The sequence below is a fragment of the Paenibacillus sp. GP183 genome (assembly GCF_900104695.1).
Lineage (GTDB): Bacteria > Bacillota > Bacilli > Paenibacillales > NBRC-103111 > Paenibacillus_AI.
The window spans coordinates 2,530,821-2,548,100 of the sequence record NZ_FNSW01000001.1 but is presented as its reverse complement, the minus strand read 5'-3'; the positions used below and the strand labels follow the sequence as shown (position 1 = coordinate 2,548,100).

Here is a 17,280-nt window from a genome sequence, read left to right as displayed (position 1 = left end):
ATTGATATATCTTAATCCAATGAAAAGGGGATATTTTCACATGAAAAAACGTTTTTTCGCATTATCTGTTTTTGCAATTTCAGCAGCAGTAGTTTTGGCAGGGTGCGGCAGCGTAGCATCTTCGGGGAAATCGAGTGCATCGCTAACGGTTGGATCCAAAGATAACACGGAAAACCATCTGATTGGTGAAATGTATGCGGACATTTTCGAGGACATGGGTATGAAGGTAACGCGCAAGCTGAGTCTCGGCGGTACGGCACCTACCTTTGAAGCTTTGAAGAAGGGCGATTTGGACATTTACCCGGAATATACCGGAACAGGTTTGACGGTAATGCTGAAGCAGCCAGTAGAGAAAGATCAGAAGAAGGTTGAGCAGACTTTAAAAGACGGTTTCAAGCAATGGAATCTGGAATGGCTGGATTCGGCTCCGGAAAATGCCACTTATGGCTTTGCCACCAAGATGGATACAGCAACCAAACTAAAGCTGGAAACCATTTCAGACTTGGCTGCACACAGCAGTGAGATGACCCTTTCCTACCCGCAAGAATTTGACGTACGTGATGATTCTTTACCGGGTCTGCAGAAAGCTTATAAGGATAAGGGCGGCTTCAAATTCAAAAAGCAATTCCAAATCGATTACAGTCTTCGTTATAATCCATTGAAAGATGGGCAATCAGACGTAACCGTATCGGTAGGCACAGACGGACAAATTGCAGGTATGGGCCTCAAGCTGCTCAAGGATGACATCGGCTTCTTCCCGATATATCACGTTGCTCCGCTGATTAGATCAGATGCGTTGACGAAAACTCCAGCCATTAAAGATCGCCTGAATGCATTATCCAAGCTGCTCACCGACGAAGCCGTTCAAAAAATGAACTGGCAGGTAGACGGTCCGGATAAAAAAGAAATCAAGGATGTAGCCAAAGCATTCCTCAAAGACAATAAACTCATCAAATAACATGGAGGGCTCTATGCTATCGATACAAACAAAGCTTTACCTGGATGGAGAGTGGACGGAGGCCGAATCCGGCCTCCTCTCTCCTGTCTATAATCCGGCAACGGGAGAAGTACTGACGGAAGTTGCCCATGGCGGACAGGAAGATGCGCGGCTTGCTGTAGAAGCGGCATACCGAGCTTTTCCTATCTGGTCCACAACAGCAGCAGAAGTGCGTTCGGTCTGGCTGCGCAAAATGTACGACGCCGTTGTGGCGAGTGCCGACCGTTTGGCGGAAATCATGACGCTGGAGCAAGGGAAACCGCTCGAAGAAGCCAAGGGTGAAGTGCTTTGGGGCGCGGAGTTTCTGCTTTGGTATTCCGAAGAAGCGAAGAGGATCAACGGTGAGATCATTCCGTCCTCACGCACGACACAAAAGATACTTGTTCAGAGGCAGCCCATTGGTGTTGTCGCAGCTATTACGCCGTGGAACTTTCCAACTTCAATGATTACCCGCAAGCTGGCTCCGGCATTGGCCGCAGGCTGCACGACAATCATCAAGCCTGCACCAGACACACCGCTTTCGGCTATTGCATTGTTTGAACTATTTGATCAAATTGGCTTGCCCAAAGGAGTCGTCAACTTGGTTCTCGGTGATGCGAAAGCCATTGGGCGCGAGTTTTTGGACAATGAAAAAGTTCGTAAAATCAGCTTTACAGGCTCCACACAGGTCGGGAAATTCTTGCTTGAGCAATCAGCCAAACAGTTGAAAAAGGTATCTTTGGAGCTTGGCGGCCACGCGCCGTATATCGTTTTTGATGATGCTGATCTCGATGCAGCGGTTGAGGGATTGATGTACAACAAGTTTCAAAACGGAGGACAAACCTGTATCTGCGCAAACCGTATCCTGGTGCAGGCATCAGTTAAAAAAGCATTTATCGAAAAGTTCACGGCTCACATCAAAAAGCTGCGTATCGGCAACGGGATGGAGCCTGGTGTACAAATGGGTCCGCTTATTCATGCACAGGCGGTGGCCAAGGTCCAGGAGCATGTGCGGGACGCATTGGATAAAGGAGCGACGCTTGTTTACGGAGGGCACCCTTTAACAGAAGGGGATTTTGGCAAAGGCAGCTTTTTTGCTCCCACGGTGCTGGCGGATGTTACTACGGACATGCAAATTTTTAATGATGAAACATTTGGGCCTGTGGCTCCTTTTATTACTTTTGAAACTGAAGAAGAAGCGATCGAGCTCGCCAACAAAACACCCTATGGTTTGGCCTCTTACTTTTATTCAACAAATCTGGCGCGGACGATGCGGGTCGCCGATGCTCTGGAGTATGGCATGATCGGTATTAATGAATCCGCACTTGGCTATGTTCAAGCCCCATTCGGAGGCATCAAGCAAAGCGGAATGGGTCGCGAAGGCGGCCAACACGGTGTCGATGATTTCCTGGAATACAAATATGTGAATCTGAATTTCTAGTGAGGTGAGCCGCAGATGAGCATTGAATACAAGCATGTCCTCAAGCAGTACCCAGGTGTTCCGGTTCCAGCTGTAGACAAGGTGAGCTTATCGATCAAGGAAGGCGAGCTTATCGTTTTCCTGGGTCCTTCGGGCTGCGGTAAAACAACTTTGCTTAAGATGACCAATCGATTGTATGATCCAACATCGGGGACAATTGAGATCGATGGCATTGACATTTCCAACATGCAGCCGGAGATATTGCGCCGTCGGATTGGTTACGTCATCCAGCAAAATGGGCTGTTTCCACATATGCGTATCGAAGATAATATTGCCGTCGTGCCGCGCCTTCTGGAATGGAATGAAAAAGTGATTTCAGACCGGATTGATGAGCTTCTTGAAATGGTGCGTCTAGATCCCAAGTCTTTTCGTAAGCGACTTCCCAGTCAGCTGTCAGGCGGACAGCAGCAAAGAGTCGGTATTGCGCGTGCACTCGCGGCCGATCCCAATATTCTGCTTATGGATGAACCCTTCGGGGCGATTGATGCCATTACCCGCTTGAGCCTGCAGGATGAACTGCTGAGCATTCAGCGGCGGACCAAGAAAACAATTCTTTTTGTTACCCATGACGTTGATGAGGCGTTCCGTCTTGCAGACCAAATTGTTGTTATGCAAAGCGGGAAAATTGTCCAATACGATACTCCTTATGCCATCATTACGAACCCGGCGAACGATTTTGTCAGCCAGTTGGTGGGTGACCGCGATATCTACCGCCGTATGAACCTGTTGAAAATCAGCGACATTATAGTGGTTAGAGACGAGGATAAAGGGGCTTTTGTCAGTACTAATCCTGTCGTGCATCTGACTGAATCGGTGAAAGACGTGTTTACACGATTGGTGGAAACAAGAAGCAAGGAGCTGATTGTGGTTAATCAGATGAACTGCCGGGTCGGAATTATCAACATTGAAACCATTCTGGATCAAATGGAAGAGCACGGACGTAACTATGCGAAAAGTTGAAGATATATTCGGCATACTGGAGCTTCCGGATAACGCCCTGTATGGGGTGCAAACGGCTCGTACCGTTGTAAATATGAGTTTTTCCGGTCACAGCCTGTCGCAGTATCCGGTCTACATCCGTTCTCTTGCTGCAGTAAAGAAGGCAGCGGCACTCGCCAATGCAAAGGCCGGTGTGATCGATGAGTTCGTCTGCGACTCGATTATAACTGCTTGCGATGAATTAATCGCAGGAAAATACTTGGAACAATTTCCTGTTGACGCTTTCCATGGGGGCGGCAGCATAGGTATCAATATGAACATCAATGAAGTGGTTGCCACCTTGGCGGGGGATCATGTGCATCCAACAGAACATGTGAATGCTTCTCAGTCTACGGCAGATGTGTGCCATTCAGCAATTCGTATTGCGCTGATTGAAACGGCAAAGTCGTTGGAGCAAGGATTGCTTCGGATTATCCGGACATTGGAGCTAAAAGCGGATGAGCTGGAGCTTGTGCCGACGATCGCGCGAACATGCTGGCAGGATGGCATGCGGGTATCGGCGGGAGTGGTATTTCGGGCTGCAGCTTCTGCTCTAAATCGCCGCATGGAACACGTAGTTCAGGCGGTACACAGCATTCACCGCATCAATTTGGGAGGCACCGTGATCGGCTCAGGTGTTGGAGCAAGCAGGGAATACCGCGAGGCTGTTATTCCAATTTTGACGGAGGTTGCGGGACTTCCCTTGCAGCTTCGACCGGATCTTTTTGATGCGGCGCAGTACCCGGACGACTTGGGGCGCCTGTCTTCTGAGGTTCGACTTACTTCGGCTGTGCTAGTTAAGCTGGCCAAGGATTTACGGCTGTTAGCCTCGGGACCGGAAGCTGGTCTTTCCGAGTTGGTGCTTCCGGCTGTGCAGGCTGGATCTTCCTTTTTTCCCGGCAAAGTGAATCCGGTTATTCCGGAAACCGTCATCCAGTGCGGATTGTTGATCAATGGCAACGATTACACCATCCAAGCGGCTGTTGAGCTTGGCGAAGTGCATTTGAATCTGGCCGACGGTTTGATGGGCACTTTGCTGATGGATAATTTGCAGATGCTCACACGAACGGTTGATCATTTTGAATCCAGATGTTTGTCTGGCATTACCGTAAATGAAGATATCTGCAGGCAGTATGCGGACAGCTCCATTCCGTTTATTGTCGATTTGAAGGAAACATATGGGTATGAACAGGTCTCTTTGTGGCTGAAACAATGGGGACCGGAGCAAATCAGAGAAAAGATTGGGAGGAGTGAGAAGCATGAGTAAGATCCATCCGGCCCAATTGGAATGGGCCCAAGAGTGGTTGAAGACAACGAAATCCCTTTACATCGGCGGGGAATGGACGAAAGGCGGAGGCTCGATTCTAAGCTCCATCAATCCTGTAAACGGGCAGGTGCTGGGGACCTTCATTGGAGCAAATGAAGAAGATGTGAATGCAGCTGTTGCTGCCGCCCGACAAGCGTTTGAGGAAGGCGAGTGGAAGACCATGTCCCGCAAAGAGCGGGGTCGTGTGATGTGGCAAATCGCCGCGCTCATCCGCGAGCACCATACGGAACTGGCTACATTGGAGTCCTTGGATAACGGAAAATTGTACAAAGAATCTTATATCGATGATGTGACGGAAGCAGCCGAGCTCTTCGAGTATTATGGAGGCTGGGTCGATAAATTGTACGGTGAGGTCAATCCGGTAGAGGGCAATTTCACCAGTTTTACAACGAAGGATCCGATCGGCGTCTGCGGTCAAATCGTACCGTGGAACTTCCCGATTGTGATGGGAGTCTGGAAGCTGGCACCAGCGCTGTCTATGGGCAATACAGTCGTATTCAAGCCTTCGAGCTCAACGAGTTATTCGATCATCCGATTATTTGAAATCATTCATGATTCGGGTCTGCTCCCGAAGGGGACCATCAATCTGATCCTCGGTGAGGGCCGGATCGGTTCTTATATTACTCGCCATATGGGCGTGGACAAGGTTTCTTTTACCGGCAGCACCGGAGTGGGTAAGCAGCTTGTTCATGATTCGGCCGATTCCAATTTAAAGCCGGTGACGCTGGAGCTTGGCGGGAAGTCGCCAAACATCATATTTGCTGATGCGCCCAATTTGGACGCAGCCATCGAGCGATCCTTCTACGGCTTGTTCACTCATAAAGGGGAGAAGTGCTCCGCACCGACAAGGCTGTTCGTGGAACAGTCCGTTTATGAATCGGTCGTCAATAAGCTTGCTGAGTACGCAGAGAGCTACCGTTTGGGTGACCCGTTTGATCCGGACGTCGATCAAGGCCCGCAAGTGTCCAAGTCGCATATGGAAAGCATCCTAGGATATATCCAAAAAGGCGTGGAGCAGGGAGCCCGCATTGCAGCGGGAGGTTATCGCGACGTTCAAGGCAATAATGAACAGGGCTATTTTGTAAGGCCAACAATTCTGGCTGATGTGACGAATGACATGATCGTGGCACAAGAGGAAATTTTTGGACCCGTACTTGTTGTCATCCCTTTTGACACGGAAGAAGAAGCGGTTCGACTCGCCAATGACTCCGTTTACGGATTGGCAGCAGGCCTTTGGACGAACGATGTGGCTAGGGCCCATCGAGTAGCCAAGAGGCTGGACGCCGGTCAAGTTTTCGTTAATCGATATGGCTGTTACGATTATTCGAGCCCCTTCGGCGGCTTTAAGCAAAGCGGCTGGGGCAAGGAATACGCCATCCATTCCTTGAGCTCTTATACAAAAACAAAAGCAATTTGGATTGCTCATTAAAAAAGAGCTTACGAAGTCAGTTTTGCTAAAGCAAAACTCTAAGAGAATGCTTACGAAGTCAGTTTTGCTAAAGCAAAACTCTGAGGAGGAACAATTTATGAAAATGAAAGCTGCCGTAATGATTGAAATCGGTAAACCTCTGATCGTTACGGAAGTGGATCTTGCCGCTCCCCAGGCAAACGAGGTACTGGTTAAGATTGAAGCGACCGGCGTTTGTCACAGCGATTATAATGCCCTCTTTGATGAAACGACGCCCATCCCCACTGTTTTGGGCCATGAAGGTGCAGGTATTGTTATGGAGGTAGGTCCAAACGTCAAAACGGTTAAACCGGGAGACAAGGTGGCTCTAAGCTGGGTACCCTTTTGCGGCACATGTGAGTTTTGCCAGACGGGCAAGGTGAATCTATGTGAATCCGCCTTTGGCCCTATGTTTGAAGGCACACTTCTGGATGGAACGTCACGGCTTAGCAAAGATGGCCGCAAAGTATACCATAACTCGCTATTGTCTACCTTCGCTGAGTATACAGTAGTCCCGGAGATGAGCTGCATCAAACTGCCTGATGAAATGCCGTTTGCGCAGGCATCCTTAATCGGATGCGGCGTAGCCACCGGTTATGGAGCCGTTGTCCGTGCAGCAGAAGTGACGCCCGGCTCAACGGTGGCCGTTTTTGGCATTGGCGGCGTTGGTGTAAACGCCATTCAAGCAGCCCGAATAGCAGGGGCTTCCAAAATCATCGCCTGCGATTTGAAGGAGCAAAATCTCGAAATCGCCAAAAAGTTTGGCGCCACGCACACGGTGAATGTCGGTGAGGTCAACGCCGTCGAGGCACTCAAGGAGCTAACCGGTGGATTCGGTGTCCATTATGCAATCGACTGTACTGGAAATACGAATGCCGCATCTTCGGCATGGCAGGGCACACGCAAAGGTGGAACGACCGTTGTTATCGGGGCGTTCAATCCGAAGAAGGAACTGATGCTTCCTGCAGGCGGCTTCCATCGCATCGGTAAAATCTTAAAAGGAAGCTTCTATGGAGATGTGCATCCATTCCGCGACTTCCCGATCATTGCCCAATTGTATTTGGACGGCAAGCTGGAGCTTAATGAATTGGTGCTTTCCCGCATTGGCTTGGATGAGGTTAATCATGCATTTGAAAGCTTCCATGATCATTCGTCGGTGAATGTCGGACGGACGGTTATCGAATTTGGAGGGAACTCATCATGAATGGATTTGAATTTCAAGCAATCACGAAAGTAGCGTTTGGCGAAGGTCGCTCCAAACAAATTGCAGAAGATGTTAAGAGGTTATGCAGAGGGGTCAGGACAGTTCTTGTTACCGACCCGGGGTTGGTACAACTCGGAGTGCCAGAGCCCATTTTGCAGGCTCTGCGCGATGGAGGTATCGAAGCGCATCTGTTCAGCGATGTGCAGAGCGATCCCTCAAGTACATCCATAGACCAAGCAGCCGCCATTATCCGACAAACAGGTGCAGACTGTGTGATTGGACTCGGCGGCGGTTCGGCGATGGATGTGGCGAAGATGGCTGCACTCGTAGCGGGAGCTGAGCATCCAGCTGAGCATTATGCATTGATGGCCAATCCGTTTGAGCCTAAGCGGATCGCTTCGATCATGATTCCGACAACGTCCGGAACCGGAGCAGAAGTGACCAGCACCGTGGTATTCTCTACAACGGAGAAGCGCAAAGTATGGGGCTGGGACGCAGATATGGGTCCGGATCTGGCAGTGCTCGACCCCACCCTGACGATAGCATTGCCTCCGCATTTGACGGCAGCAACCGGACTCGATGCGATCGTGCACGCGATAGAGGCCGTGGCTGGCAAACGCAGCAATTCGATGATAAGTGCGTTCAGCTTCGAAGCGATTCGCTTGCTGGGGCAATCGCTGCTCATTGCCGTGAAAGAACCCGCCAACCTTCAGGCGCGCGGCGATCTTAGCCTCGGCGCTATGCTCGCCGGCATGGCAATCGAGCAGGGCGGCACGGGTATCGCCCATTGTATCGGCCATGCGCTAGGTACGCTAGGCCGTGTCCACCACGGACGCGCTGTAGCTATCGCGCTTTATGAAACTTACGACTGGAACATCGAGGCTAATGTTCCGGTTCACGCCGACATTGCCCGAGCCCTCGGCGTTGCAGACCAGGGGCAGAACATCTTGGCCTTGGCTCAAGCAGGCGCATCCAGATACCGTGAGCTTGTGGAACAAAGCGGTCTCAAGCTTTCACTCCAAAGTGAAGGCCTGAGTCAAACGGATGCGATGCGGTTCGCCGACATTATGCAGTCTGAGGAAAATGCTCCGATGCGAAATAACAACTGTCGCAGCTCTTCCGTTAGTGAGCTGGAGCAGTTTGCCCAGACTATTTTATCCCGATGACCACATTGCTCTTTATTCTCGCCCTGCAGGTCACTTATGTTTCGCTGCTGACGATTCGCTTCATACTGATGGTAAAGGGATTTCGCTATATTGCTGCTTTAATGAGTGCGGTGGAAATCGGTATTTACGTCATCGGATTCAAAATAGTTCTTGATCATTTGCATGAGCCTGTCAATTTAATTGTCTATTGCTTAAGCTACGGGCTGGGCATTCTCCTTGGAACTAAGATTGAGGAGCGGTTGGCACTTGGTTTTGTAACTATACAAGCGGTGACAAATGCCGAATTCGGACATATGACGGATGATCTGAGGTCCAAAGGCTACGGGGTCACTGTATGGCAGGGTGAAGGCAAGGAAGGTTCCAGGTGGATTATCTCCGTTGTCTTGCATCGAAAAGAGCAGCATCAGCTTTATCAGGAAATATTGGCTATCGACCCGCAAGCATTCGTTGTATCGTATGAACCTAATTTATTTCACGGCGGTTTTTTAGTTAAAAAACGTCATCATTCCGCTAAATGAAGCTAGGATTGCCGTTGCTCCTTAGGGGCAGCGGCTGTCTGCTTTTGAAATTCCCTTTCATTCCACAGCAACCTGGAATAAACTTATTCTTGGGGGGGTGTCATCCAATTGTACATTAATCTTACAACAGCCAATACACAAACTACCCAATTGAATCTAACACCTGAGCTCAGGCAATCCCTCTTTATCCTGCAATTTTCTTCAGAGGAGCTCGCTGACTTTTTGCAAATAAAAGCAGTGGAAAATCCGCTGCTTGACATAGAATGGCCTTCCACTCGATTTGGAGGCACATTTCCTAAATCCGCGTGGGTAGACACAAAAGATCGCTTATTAAACAATATAAGAAAGCCTGAGGATACGATCGAAACAATGTTGATATCTCAGCTTCGACTTAGAAATCTTGCCAAAAGCACCTATGCGATTGCTAAATATTTGGCAGGCAATCTCAACGAGGCGGGGTATTTGGACGTTCCGCTTGAAGTAGTTTCACATGCATGCGGTGCAACCGAGGATGAAGTCCTGGAGGCACTGTCGCACCTTCAGAATTTGGAACCGGCCGGTATCGGTGCTCGTGATTTAAGAGAGTGCCTACTGCTGCAAATCTGCCGAGATAGTAACCCGGATCCATGGGCCGAGATCATCATTGAGAACTATCTACAGGAGCTTGCCTGCGGCAAATTAAAACGTCTGGCTGCTCAGCTGCATATTTCTGAGGATACATTACGTGTCACACTCGATTATGTACGCACTTTAAATCCTCGCCCGGGGCTGGCTTTTGACCATCTACCACAAAATTACAGGCACCCCGACGCCATCATTCGTAAGGAGCAGGGAGATTATGTGTTAGTAATCACGGATGCCTATCTGCCAAAGGTTGCGGTTAATGAGGAATACATCTCCTATTTATCAGGGAATATGTCTGGTGACGGATCGCTATATTTGCGTAATCACACTCAGGATGCCCAGCAATTGTTAAAGAGTTTAGAACAAAGGAGAACGACGCTTAGACGTGTTATCGAAATCATCATGATGGAACAGAAAGCATATCTGGAACACGGGGTTTCTTTTTTGAAACCGCTGAATCTGAAATCGATTGCCGTACAATTGGACCTTCATGAATCTACAATCAGCCGTGCTGTGCAAAGTAAATTCATTCAAACACCACAGGGCATGTGCGAGCTAAAGTACTTCTTTCCATCCGGTGTGTCGACAGTGGAAGGGGAGAATGCTTCTGCCGAAAGCATTAAATCAACAATAAAAAGGCTTGTGGATCTGGAGGATAAAAGACACCCGCTGTCTGACCAACAAATTACTGACCTTCTGGTTAAAGAAGGCATTCAAATCTCAAGGCGTACGGTTATGAAGTACCGCGAGGAGAAAAACATCCTCTCTTCTAGGCTGCGGTCTTAGGGCTGCCTCACGGTAATCGCGGTAGATGGATTGAAATACATGGTATAATAAGACAAAACTAAGGGGAGATTGATCCATCATGTCAAAACGCACTATCACTCTGAGCAATAGGCGTATAAATGTTGAAGTGGCGCGCCCTGGTGAAATATATCAGGGTTCCAGATTTGATTGGAGCGGATGGATCACGAAAGTGACGTTGGATGGTGAACACACTTTCACATCCGCTGAATCATTGATTTCTGGTGAGGGAACGGGTGGTTTTGGGCTCTGTAATGAGTTTGGCATGAATCAGCCGATTGGATACCACGACTGTCTTCCCGGAGAAACTTTCCCCAAGCTCGGTGTTGGTTTACTAAGCAAGCCCGATGAAGCGGAATATAACTTCTTTAGGAATTATTCGGTTAACCCATTCCCAATTGAAATCACGCAAACTAATTACAGCATTACGTTTGAATCGGACTCACTGGCCTGTCGGGGTTACGAAGCCCGATTGAAAAAAACAATTTCTATTGAAGAAAATATGTTGAGAATAGATTATCAACTGATCAATATTGGTAGTAAAACGCTAGAAACCGACGAATATAACCACAATTTTGTTAATATTAATGGGTCAACACTAGGACCGGCATACCGATTACAATTGCCATTTCAGGTTTCATCCTCGCTTCCTAAGATATTTAAGCTAAGCGGTGATACTCTTCGTTGGTTGTCGGAACCACATGAAGCCTTCTATTTTCGGGAGGATTGTCCTGAATTAAGTAATCCTTCTTGGGTATTAACACATGAACCAAGTGGTGTCGCAATAAAAGAAAGCGTAAATATGCCTTTGGTTAGATTCGCTCTTTGGGGACGGTCACATGTAGTAAGTCCAGAATTGTTTATAAAAATTAAAGTTGATCCCGGAGAGACTATTGAATGGCGTAGAGAGTACTGCTTTATATCAAAATAGTGGTTTTGGTGCAGAGGTGATGCCGTATGACGAAAAATAAAATGCATTTTAATGACAATCAACGTTTTCTCATGCGTAGTTTCTCTATTATCGTACTCGGTCTCTTTATTAATCAACTGCTGCAAACGGTGGGAAGCATCGTAGTGGCGCGCCTATTGAATGATCCCATCCAATTTGGTGAAGTGAATCTTTTACTGCAGGTTTTCGGCATGGTTACCCTTTTTCTTAATTTGGGATTCAACTCTTCCTTGGTTTATACTTTTTCTACTAACCCGAAGGATGCGATTGAAAATAAGTTTCGTTTGGCCATGCTGGGCAGCGTATTTTTTGGAGTGATAATCAGTATCCTGCTTGCTGTATTGGCCCCGTTATTAGCTCGAACCTATGCGTTACCCTCTCTAAAAGGCGCTTTAATCCTAAGCTCGATTATGTTAGTGTTCAATTCGATCATTAATATCGGGGTGTCCTCCTTTTCCGGTAATCGTAATTTTGGCACGCAGGCATTTTTTATGGTTACTGCAACGACATTCTCCACAGCGGGTACTGTAATAGGAGTATTATGGCCTGCAGGTGATGAAGGCTTCCTGTGGGGAGTATCCATATGGATGGGGGTCGGTGCTATCTTAGCAGCTCTATTCATTTCTTGGAAAGTGGAAAGAGTGCATCATCCCAAGTGGCGAGGAAGCGTTTCTATTCCTGAGTTAGGGAAGATGCTGCAGTATGGAATCCCCCTTTGGGCTGGAAATATCGCCAAGGCTTTTCAACAGCCTTTTTTGGTCATGATTATTGGCACAAGCTCCGTCATTGCCGTTGGGCATGTATCCAACGCTATCCGCATAACGGGTTTTATCGGGATTATCACATGGGCGTTTATGATTGTCACCTTTCCTTTTGTTGCGGCGAGCTCTCGGGATCTCATGGAATGCAAACGGCGGGGTACATTGTGTATTCGTTATAACAACTTGATATTGTATCCTCTAACCGTTGTGATTTGTTTATTTCCTAATCAAATTAATGGATTTTTATTTGGTGACAGCTATACAAGTGGAGACTCGGCGGCTTATATCCGGTTGTTGGCATTAGGGGTCTTCTTCTCGTCAGTTGGCCGATTAGGCGGTAATATCTTGGCGGGGATTGGCAAAACCAAAGCGAATTTCTGGGTTATGATCGTGGCGGGTATTTTTGTGATTACCCTTGTTCCTCTTATTGCCGCCAGCAATCCTGTATTAGCGGTATGGATTTATACGGGCGGATGGGCAATGTCTGCAATCAGCATGATCTGGTTTTTTTATTTGGAAAATTTCACTCTCGATTGGTGGAAAGCTTATGGAGAGCCTTTGATTCCCAGTCTTGTCATGGGTTTTTTTATGGAAGTGGGTCGATTTACAGGGGCATTTTTTACAAGCTTTGTTCTTGTAGGCGTTCTTTGCTTGATAGTCCTGACTTTATTTATAGAGACGAGAGCAGAGAACACTCTGGCATCGCCAATTAATGAATCCATGTGAGAACAACCAAGCGAAATCGAGACTATGGAAATTAGTGTCGGAAAAAGGGATTTCCAGTTAGATTGTGGAATAAGTTTACATCATTCTATGATTAGCTGGAGGCTAATGATGTTCAAAAAAATACTCGCGATGTTAAAAAAACCCCCAATTGCCCCCACATCATCTCCCCAAAAATCATCCAAACAACCTAAAAAAGTTGAATCTACACGTATCGGCGAATTGGGTGAATATAAAATTAATATTCAACTCGATCAATTGCCGAAGGATTGTAAGTATCTGAGCGACCTTCTCGTATCAAATCCGAAATCAAGAACGGGTTATTCTCAGATCGATCATCTGGTTATTTCACCATATGGATTATTTGTTATTGAAACTAAAAATTACAGCGGCGAGATTAAAGGAAAGAGAGACGACAAGAATTGGCTGGTCAATAATAGGTTTACAATGTTTAATCCACTAAGGCAGAATTATGGTCATATGAAGGCGATTGAAAGTATTACTCAATCTTATAAGAAGTTAAACTTCATCTCTATGATTTCATTTACGATGAGGTGCCGATTTAGTATTGATCCAGAGTTGAGACAGATATCCTCTAATGAACTAATCATTTATGATGTTGAGTTAACTGAGTTTATTAGTAGGAAGCTTATTCGTTTATCAGCCGAAAATCCTGAACCTTTTTTAAAAAATGAAGATATTATTCATATTTACAATTTGTTAGTCAAAGCGAATATTATGGATCCGAAAATTAGAAATGAACATGTTGAGAAGGCAAGTAATAAAAAGCAAAAGAGCGTCGGAGGGGAAATTTGTTAGATGGATTACGAAAACATTAAGCGGATTGAAGCATCTGTTTGGGGATATTTTGGTTCAAGCTATAATGTAGAAGTCGACCTCTTGAATGGAAAAGTTATTTGGAGCGAAGGGCTTTATAAGGTATCAGAATATGTAAAGCAAGCAGATACAGAAAGTATGAATACATTTATTTATGGCATTAACAATTGCAGAATATTAAATTGGGAAAAAAATTATAACAATCTTAATATACTTGATGGAACACATTGGAGTCTGAAGATAGAACTCGATGATAGAATTATAGAAAAGTCAGGGAGTAATGCATATCCAAACGAATGGGAAAAGTTTTGCAACATTATCCAAAAATTGACGGGTAAGCCATTTGATTAATTGGGGAGGTTCTATATGAGTGAACTACAACCTAAGACAAAATGATATAAGACAACGCCAAGAGAAAACATCGAATCTCGGAGGAATTCCGGAAATGATTGAGCACAGGGAAACGGGAATGCTTGTGCCCGCACGCAAATTCAAGCCTCTTTATCGAAGTATACGGCAGATTCTGGCAGACCGGACACTGCGTCGTCATATCGAGATGAATAGCAGCAGATGGGGTAGGGACAAATGGTCTAACGATAAGATGGTAAGCAGTACCTTGGGTATTTATCACAAAGTCTCAGGCGAAGCGATTTCCAATACGTATAACCATTAATATTTAATAAGGTTAAACTCAAGTTTAATGACTCCAAAGTCACTATTTTCACCCAATTATTTTGTGCAGCATGCTACAGTAAACCAAATGTACTTATTGGAGAAGTTTGGTTCACTAGTACTGAGTTTTCGTTCACTATTTCAATTCATTCTAAGATGATGCTGAAAATACTGAGACTTGGCTTATTATTAGTGAGTTTATCCTCATTAGCCTTTGGACTAACATTCATATGAAACCAACCAACCACACCAATAAAGGCGTGGTTTTTTTGTATGGTAAACTGTTCCAGGGCGAACGCCTCCTCATTTGACAACATGGGCAATCATTGTGTACACTTTTTTTATTCTGACCGATCAGTATAAAAAAATATTGGATAAGGTGAAATAATGCCCAAATTAGGAATGGAACCAAGGCGCCGAGCAGATGTCATAAACGCCACATTAACCTGCATTAGCATTCACGGGATTGATGGCATGACTCTGGATAAGGTTGCTGAGTATGCAGACTGCTCCAAGGGAGTTGTCACTTATTATTTTAAGAATAAGGATAACCTGACGATCGAAGCCTTCAAGTCGTTCTTGGCCTACTATGGTCTAAAGATACAATCAGAAATTGAAAACACAATGAAAGCCGGGGAAATGATTGACGTTACGTTGAAACATATACTACCGCCATACCGTGATGACACGGGGAAGAGGATTAATGTTTCGCAGCTTGATGGAATTGAAAAGATGTTTATCCCGCATGAGGATCAAGCAAGGCTCTTTCTGCAGTTTTTCTCAAAAGCCGTGTTGGATCGCAATTTGCAGGAAGTAGTATCCAAGAGCTATATGGCTGATCTCCATGGCATAGCAAAGATTTTTGATTACGGTAATAAGATGGGGGATATGTCTGTAGAGGATTCCCAAAGCGCTGCATATGGGCTGCTAGCCATGGTAGTAGGTCTAAGCTTCTTTAGAGTAGCGAACATTCCGCCAATAAATGGCAAAGATAACCGATACATTTGTGCGGATTATGTGAGAAGGTTTACCGATTTAAGGTAGAGGACGGGAGGAAGATAGGTGTCAAAAGCACGGCGTAGTCATGCTGAGTATCCAATGGTGAAAATTCCTGCTGGTGAAATTGAATTAAGAGACGATCGAATAAAGAATACATGGACGGTCCAGGTGAATTCTTTTTTGCTTGCACCGGTTCCTGTTACGAAAGAGTTATATTTCTCTATTGTGCAAAAGACAGTTGGACCTAATGACGAATCTCAGGTTCCGGTTGTGAATGTCTCATGGAATGATGCGATCTCATTTTGTAATTTGCTTTCTCAGTTAACGGGTCTAAAGGAATATTACTCGGTAATTGATGATGGTGAGAGAGTCGTCTGTAACTGGGATGCGGATGGCTATCGTCTTCCAACAGAAGCGGAATGGCAGTATGCGTGTAAAGCAGGAACGGTTGGTTATCGGTACGGCGAGCTTGATGAAATAGCTTGGTATCATGGCAACTCTGAGGGCATGGTCCATGAGGCAGGTAAAAAGCTGCCGAATGCATGGGGGCTCTATGATATGTTAGGAAATATTTGGGAGTGGTGTTGGGATTTATACGATGTGAACGTATACGATTCCTACAGAATTTTCCGCGGTGGCAGCTGGGCGGAAGAGGCTAGGGGCTGTGGGTCGACGTGCCGCCGCCGCAGTCACCCTGCGTTTCGAATTGATGATCTCGGCTTTCGTCTTGCTAGGTCCCTGTAACCTCTTCCAATTGACTTTGTGAAATAGGATAATCGACTTGTATATAAATATTTTGCGCTCTATAATGTGCTTATTGAGTCACGCTGAATAAGATGAAGCTTTTACAAAGGAGTGAACATCAATGAGCACTGCAAATCGTGGAGTTAACATCGGTCCTCCTCGTTTCAAAATAGCCGTTCATGCCATAATTTGGTTAGCTAGTAACGGCGGTATTTTATCTAGCGCGATGATAGCCAGTCAAGTTGATTCGCATGCGACTTTTTTGCGCAGAGTGATGCAAACCTTGACATCCTCAGGTCTTGTTGAATCAAAGGGAGGACGAGAGGGCGGTTATATATTGCGGAAGCATCATGATCAAATTACGTTAGGCGAGATCTACACGGCTGTGAATAACGTCGCTATTCAATCTGAGGCCGACGTTGATTGTGGAGAAGTTGGTGAAGCTGGCGCACAAATGGATGCGGAATTGGAAAGAATTCTCCAGGAAGCCGAGCAGCGTACGATTGAATATTTGCAGAAGTATACGATAACGGATGTAATGAAACGTGTCGAATTTTTCAAGTAATATTTTTTTAGCCGGATACTAGTCAAACATCCAGTAAACGATTATAATGTGCTTTAGGGAGTTGCAGTTACGGCTGCATTTTTATTTTAAGATATAATGTGCCTGATTAAAGCACAGAATGATCTGCAAGCAGTAACTAACTCATATTAAAGGGGATTATCGAGATGGCCATTTTAGCGATCGTTTTGCAAAGTTTACTGGCTCTTATGTTTTTGATGGCGGGTGTGGGCAAATTATCAGGTTCCAAAATGCATGTTGAGAATTTTAAGAAATGGGGCTACCCGCAATGGTTTCGTGTTGTGACGGGTATCGTTGAATTCGTTGGTGCAGCGGCATTAATTGTAGGCTATTGGGATAAGAACTGGACGGCGGTTGGTTCGCTCATCCTTGGGATTACTTCCATCGGCGGCATCATTGTGCACATTCGAAACAAGGACTCGTTCAAAGAAACGATCCCGATCCTGGTGTTAGCTATCATATCTTTCATCGTCTTTTTCATCCGTTAA

General features: G+C 46.1%; 18 protein-coding genes. All 18 read left to right on the top strand.

What is annotated here, in order from left to right:
• Positions 1-40: 40 nt before the first annotated feature.
• Positions 41-958, top strand: a complete 918-nt coding sequence (locus BLV33_RS12650) for an ABC transporter substrate-binding protein (protein WP_171909133.1) — start codon at positions 41-43, stop codon at positions 956-958.
• Positions 959-971: 13 nt separating this feature from the next.
• Positions 972-2,417, top strand: coding sequence for an NAD-dependent succinate-semialdehyde dehydrogenase (locus BLV33_RS12645; RefSeq protein WP_253187052.1), 1,446 nt, complete (start codon positions 972-974; stop codon positions 2,415-2,417).
• Between the two features lie 15 nt (positions 2,418-2,432).
• Entirely contained in the window at positions 2,433-3,416 is a 984-nt protein-coding gene (locus tag BLV33_RS12640) for an ABC transporter ATP-binding protein (RefSeq protein ID WP_090791765.1), read from the top strand.
• On the top strand, positions 3,403-4,701 hold the full coding sequence (locus tag BLV33_RS12635) for a lyase family protein (protein WP_090791762.1): 1,299 nt from the start codon (positions 3,403-3,405) through the stop codon (positions 4,699-4,701). Before BLV33_RS12640 ends, BLV33_RS12635 begins: the two co-directional genes overlap by 14 nt.
• Positions 4,694-6,190, top strand: a complete 1,497-nt coding sequence (locus tag BLV33_RS12630) for an aldehyde dehydrogenase family protein (RefSeq protein ID WP_090791759.1) — start codon at positions 4,694-4,696, stop codon at positions 6,188-6,190. The genes BLV33_RS12635 and BLV33_RS12630 overlap by 8 nt, the downstream gene beginning before the upstream one ends.
• Before the next feature lie 97 nt (positions 6,191-6,287).
• Positions 6,288-7,412: a Zn-dependent alcohol dehydrogenase gene (locus BLV33_RS12625; protein ID WP_090791757.1), complete on the top strand. Its 1,125-nt coding sequence runs from the start codon at positions 6,288-6,290 to the stop codon at positions 7,410-7,412.
• Entirely contained in the window at positions 7,409-8,578 is a 1,170-nt protein-coding gene (locus tag BLV33_RS12620; protein WP_090791754.1) for an iron-containing alcohol dehydrogenase, read from the top strand. The genes BLV33_RS12625 and BLV33_RS12620 overlap by 4 nt, the downstream gene beginning before the upstream one ends.
• A complete protein-coding gene (locus BLV33_RS12615) occupies positions 8,575-9,096 on the top strand; it encodes a DUF2179 domain-containing protein (protein ID WP_090791752.1) in 522 nt (173 codons plus the stop codon). Before BLV33_RS12620 ends, BLV33_RS12615 begins: the two co-directional genes overlap by 4 nt.
• 108 nt (positions 9,097-9,204) lie before the next feature.
• Complete coding sequence (rpoN, locus tag BLV33_RS12610) at positions 9,205-10,506, top strand: RNA polymerase factor sigma-54 (RefSeq protein ID WP_171909132.1); 1,302 nt, start codon at positions 9,205-9,207, stop codon at positions 10,504-10,506.
• Between the two features lie 79 nt (positions 10,507-10,585).
• Complete coding sequence (locus BLV33_RS12605; RefSeq protein ID WP_090791747.1) at positions 10,586-11,455, top strand: hypothetical protein; 870 nt, start codon at positions 10,586-10,588, stop codon at positions 11,453-11,455.
• Between the two features lie 26 nt (positions 11,456-11,481).
• Positions 11,482-12,960: an oligosaccharide flippase family protein gene (locus BLV33_RS12600; protein ID WP_090791744.1), complete on the top strand. Its 1,479-nt coding sequence runs from the start codon at positions 11,482-11,484 to the stop codon at positions 12,958-12,960.
• 108 nt (positions 12,961-13,068) lie between these two features.
• Positions 13,069-13,776 (top strand): nuclease-related domain-containing protein, encoded by a 708-nt coding sequence (locus tag BLV33_RS12595; RefSeq protein WP_090791741.1) that lies wholly within the window; start codon positions 13,069-13,071, stop codon positions 13,774-13,776.
• Positions 13,777-14,145, top strand: coding sequence for a hypothetical protein (locus BLV33_RS12590; RefSeq protein ID WP_090791739.1), 369 nt, complete (start codon positions 13,777-13,779; stop codon positions 14,143-14,145).
• A 19-nt stretch (positions 14,146-14,164) separates the two neighbouring features.
• Entirely contained in the window at positions 14,165-14,467 is a 303-nt protein-coding gene (locus BLV33_RS12585; protein WP_090791736.1) for a hypothetical protein, read from the top strand.
• Between the two features lie 386 nt (positions 14,468-14,853).
• Entirely contained in the window at positions 14,854-15,510 is a 657-nt protein-coding gene (locus BLV33_RS12580; protein WP_090791732.1) for a TetR/AcrR family transcriptional regulator, read from the top strand.
• A gap of 54 nt (positions 15,511-15,564) precedes the next feature.
• Positions 15,565-16,209, top strand: coding sequence for a formylglycine-generating enzyme family protein (locus BLV33_RS12575; RefSeq protein WP_090798893.1), 645 nt, complete (start codon positions 15,565-15,567; stop codon positions 16,207-16,209).
• 121 nt (positions 16,210-16,330) lie between these two features.
• The gene (locus tag BLV33_RS12570) at positions 16,331-16,774 is read left to right on the top strand and encodes an RrF2 family transcriptional regulator (RefSeq protein ID WP_090791728.1); all 444 of its coding nucleotides are present in this window, start codon (positions 16,331-16,333) and stop codon (positions 16,772-16,774) included.
• Positions 16,775-16,938: 164 nt separating this feature from the next.
• Positions 16,939-17,280, top strand: coding sequence for a DoxX family protein (locus BLV33_RS12565; protein ID WP_090791726.1), 342 nt, complete (start codon positions 16,939-16,941; stop codon positions 17,278-17,280).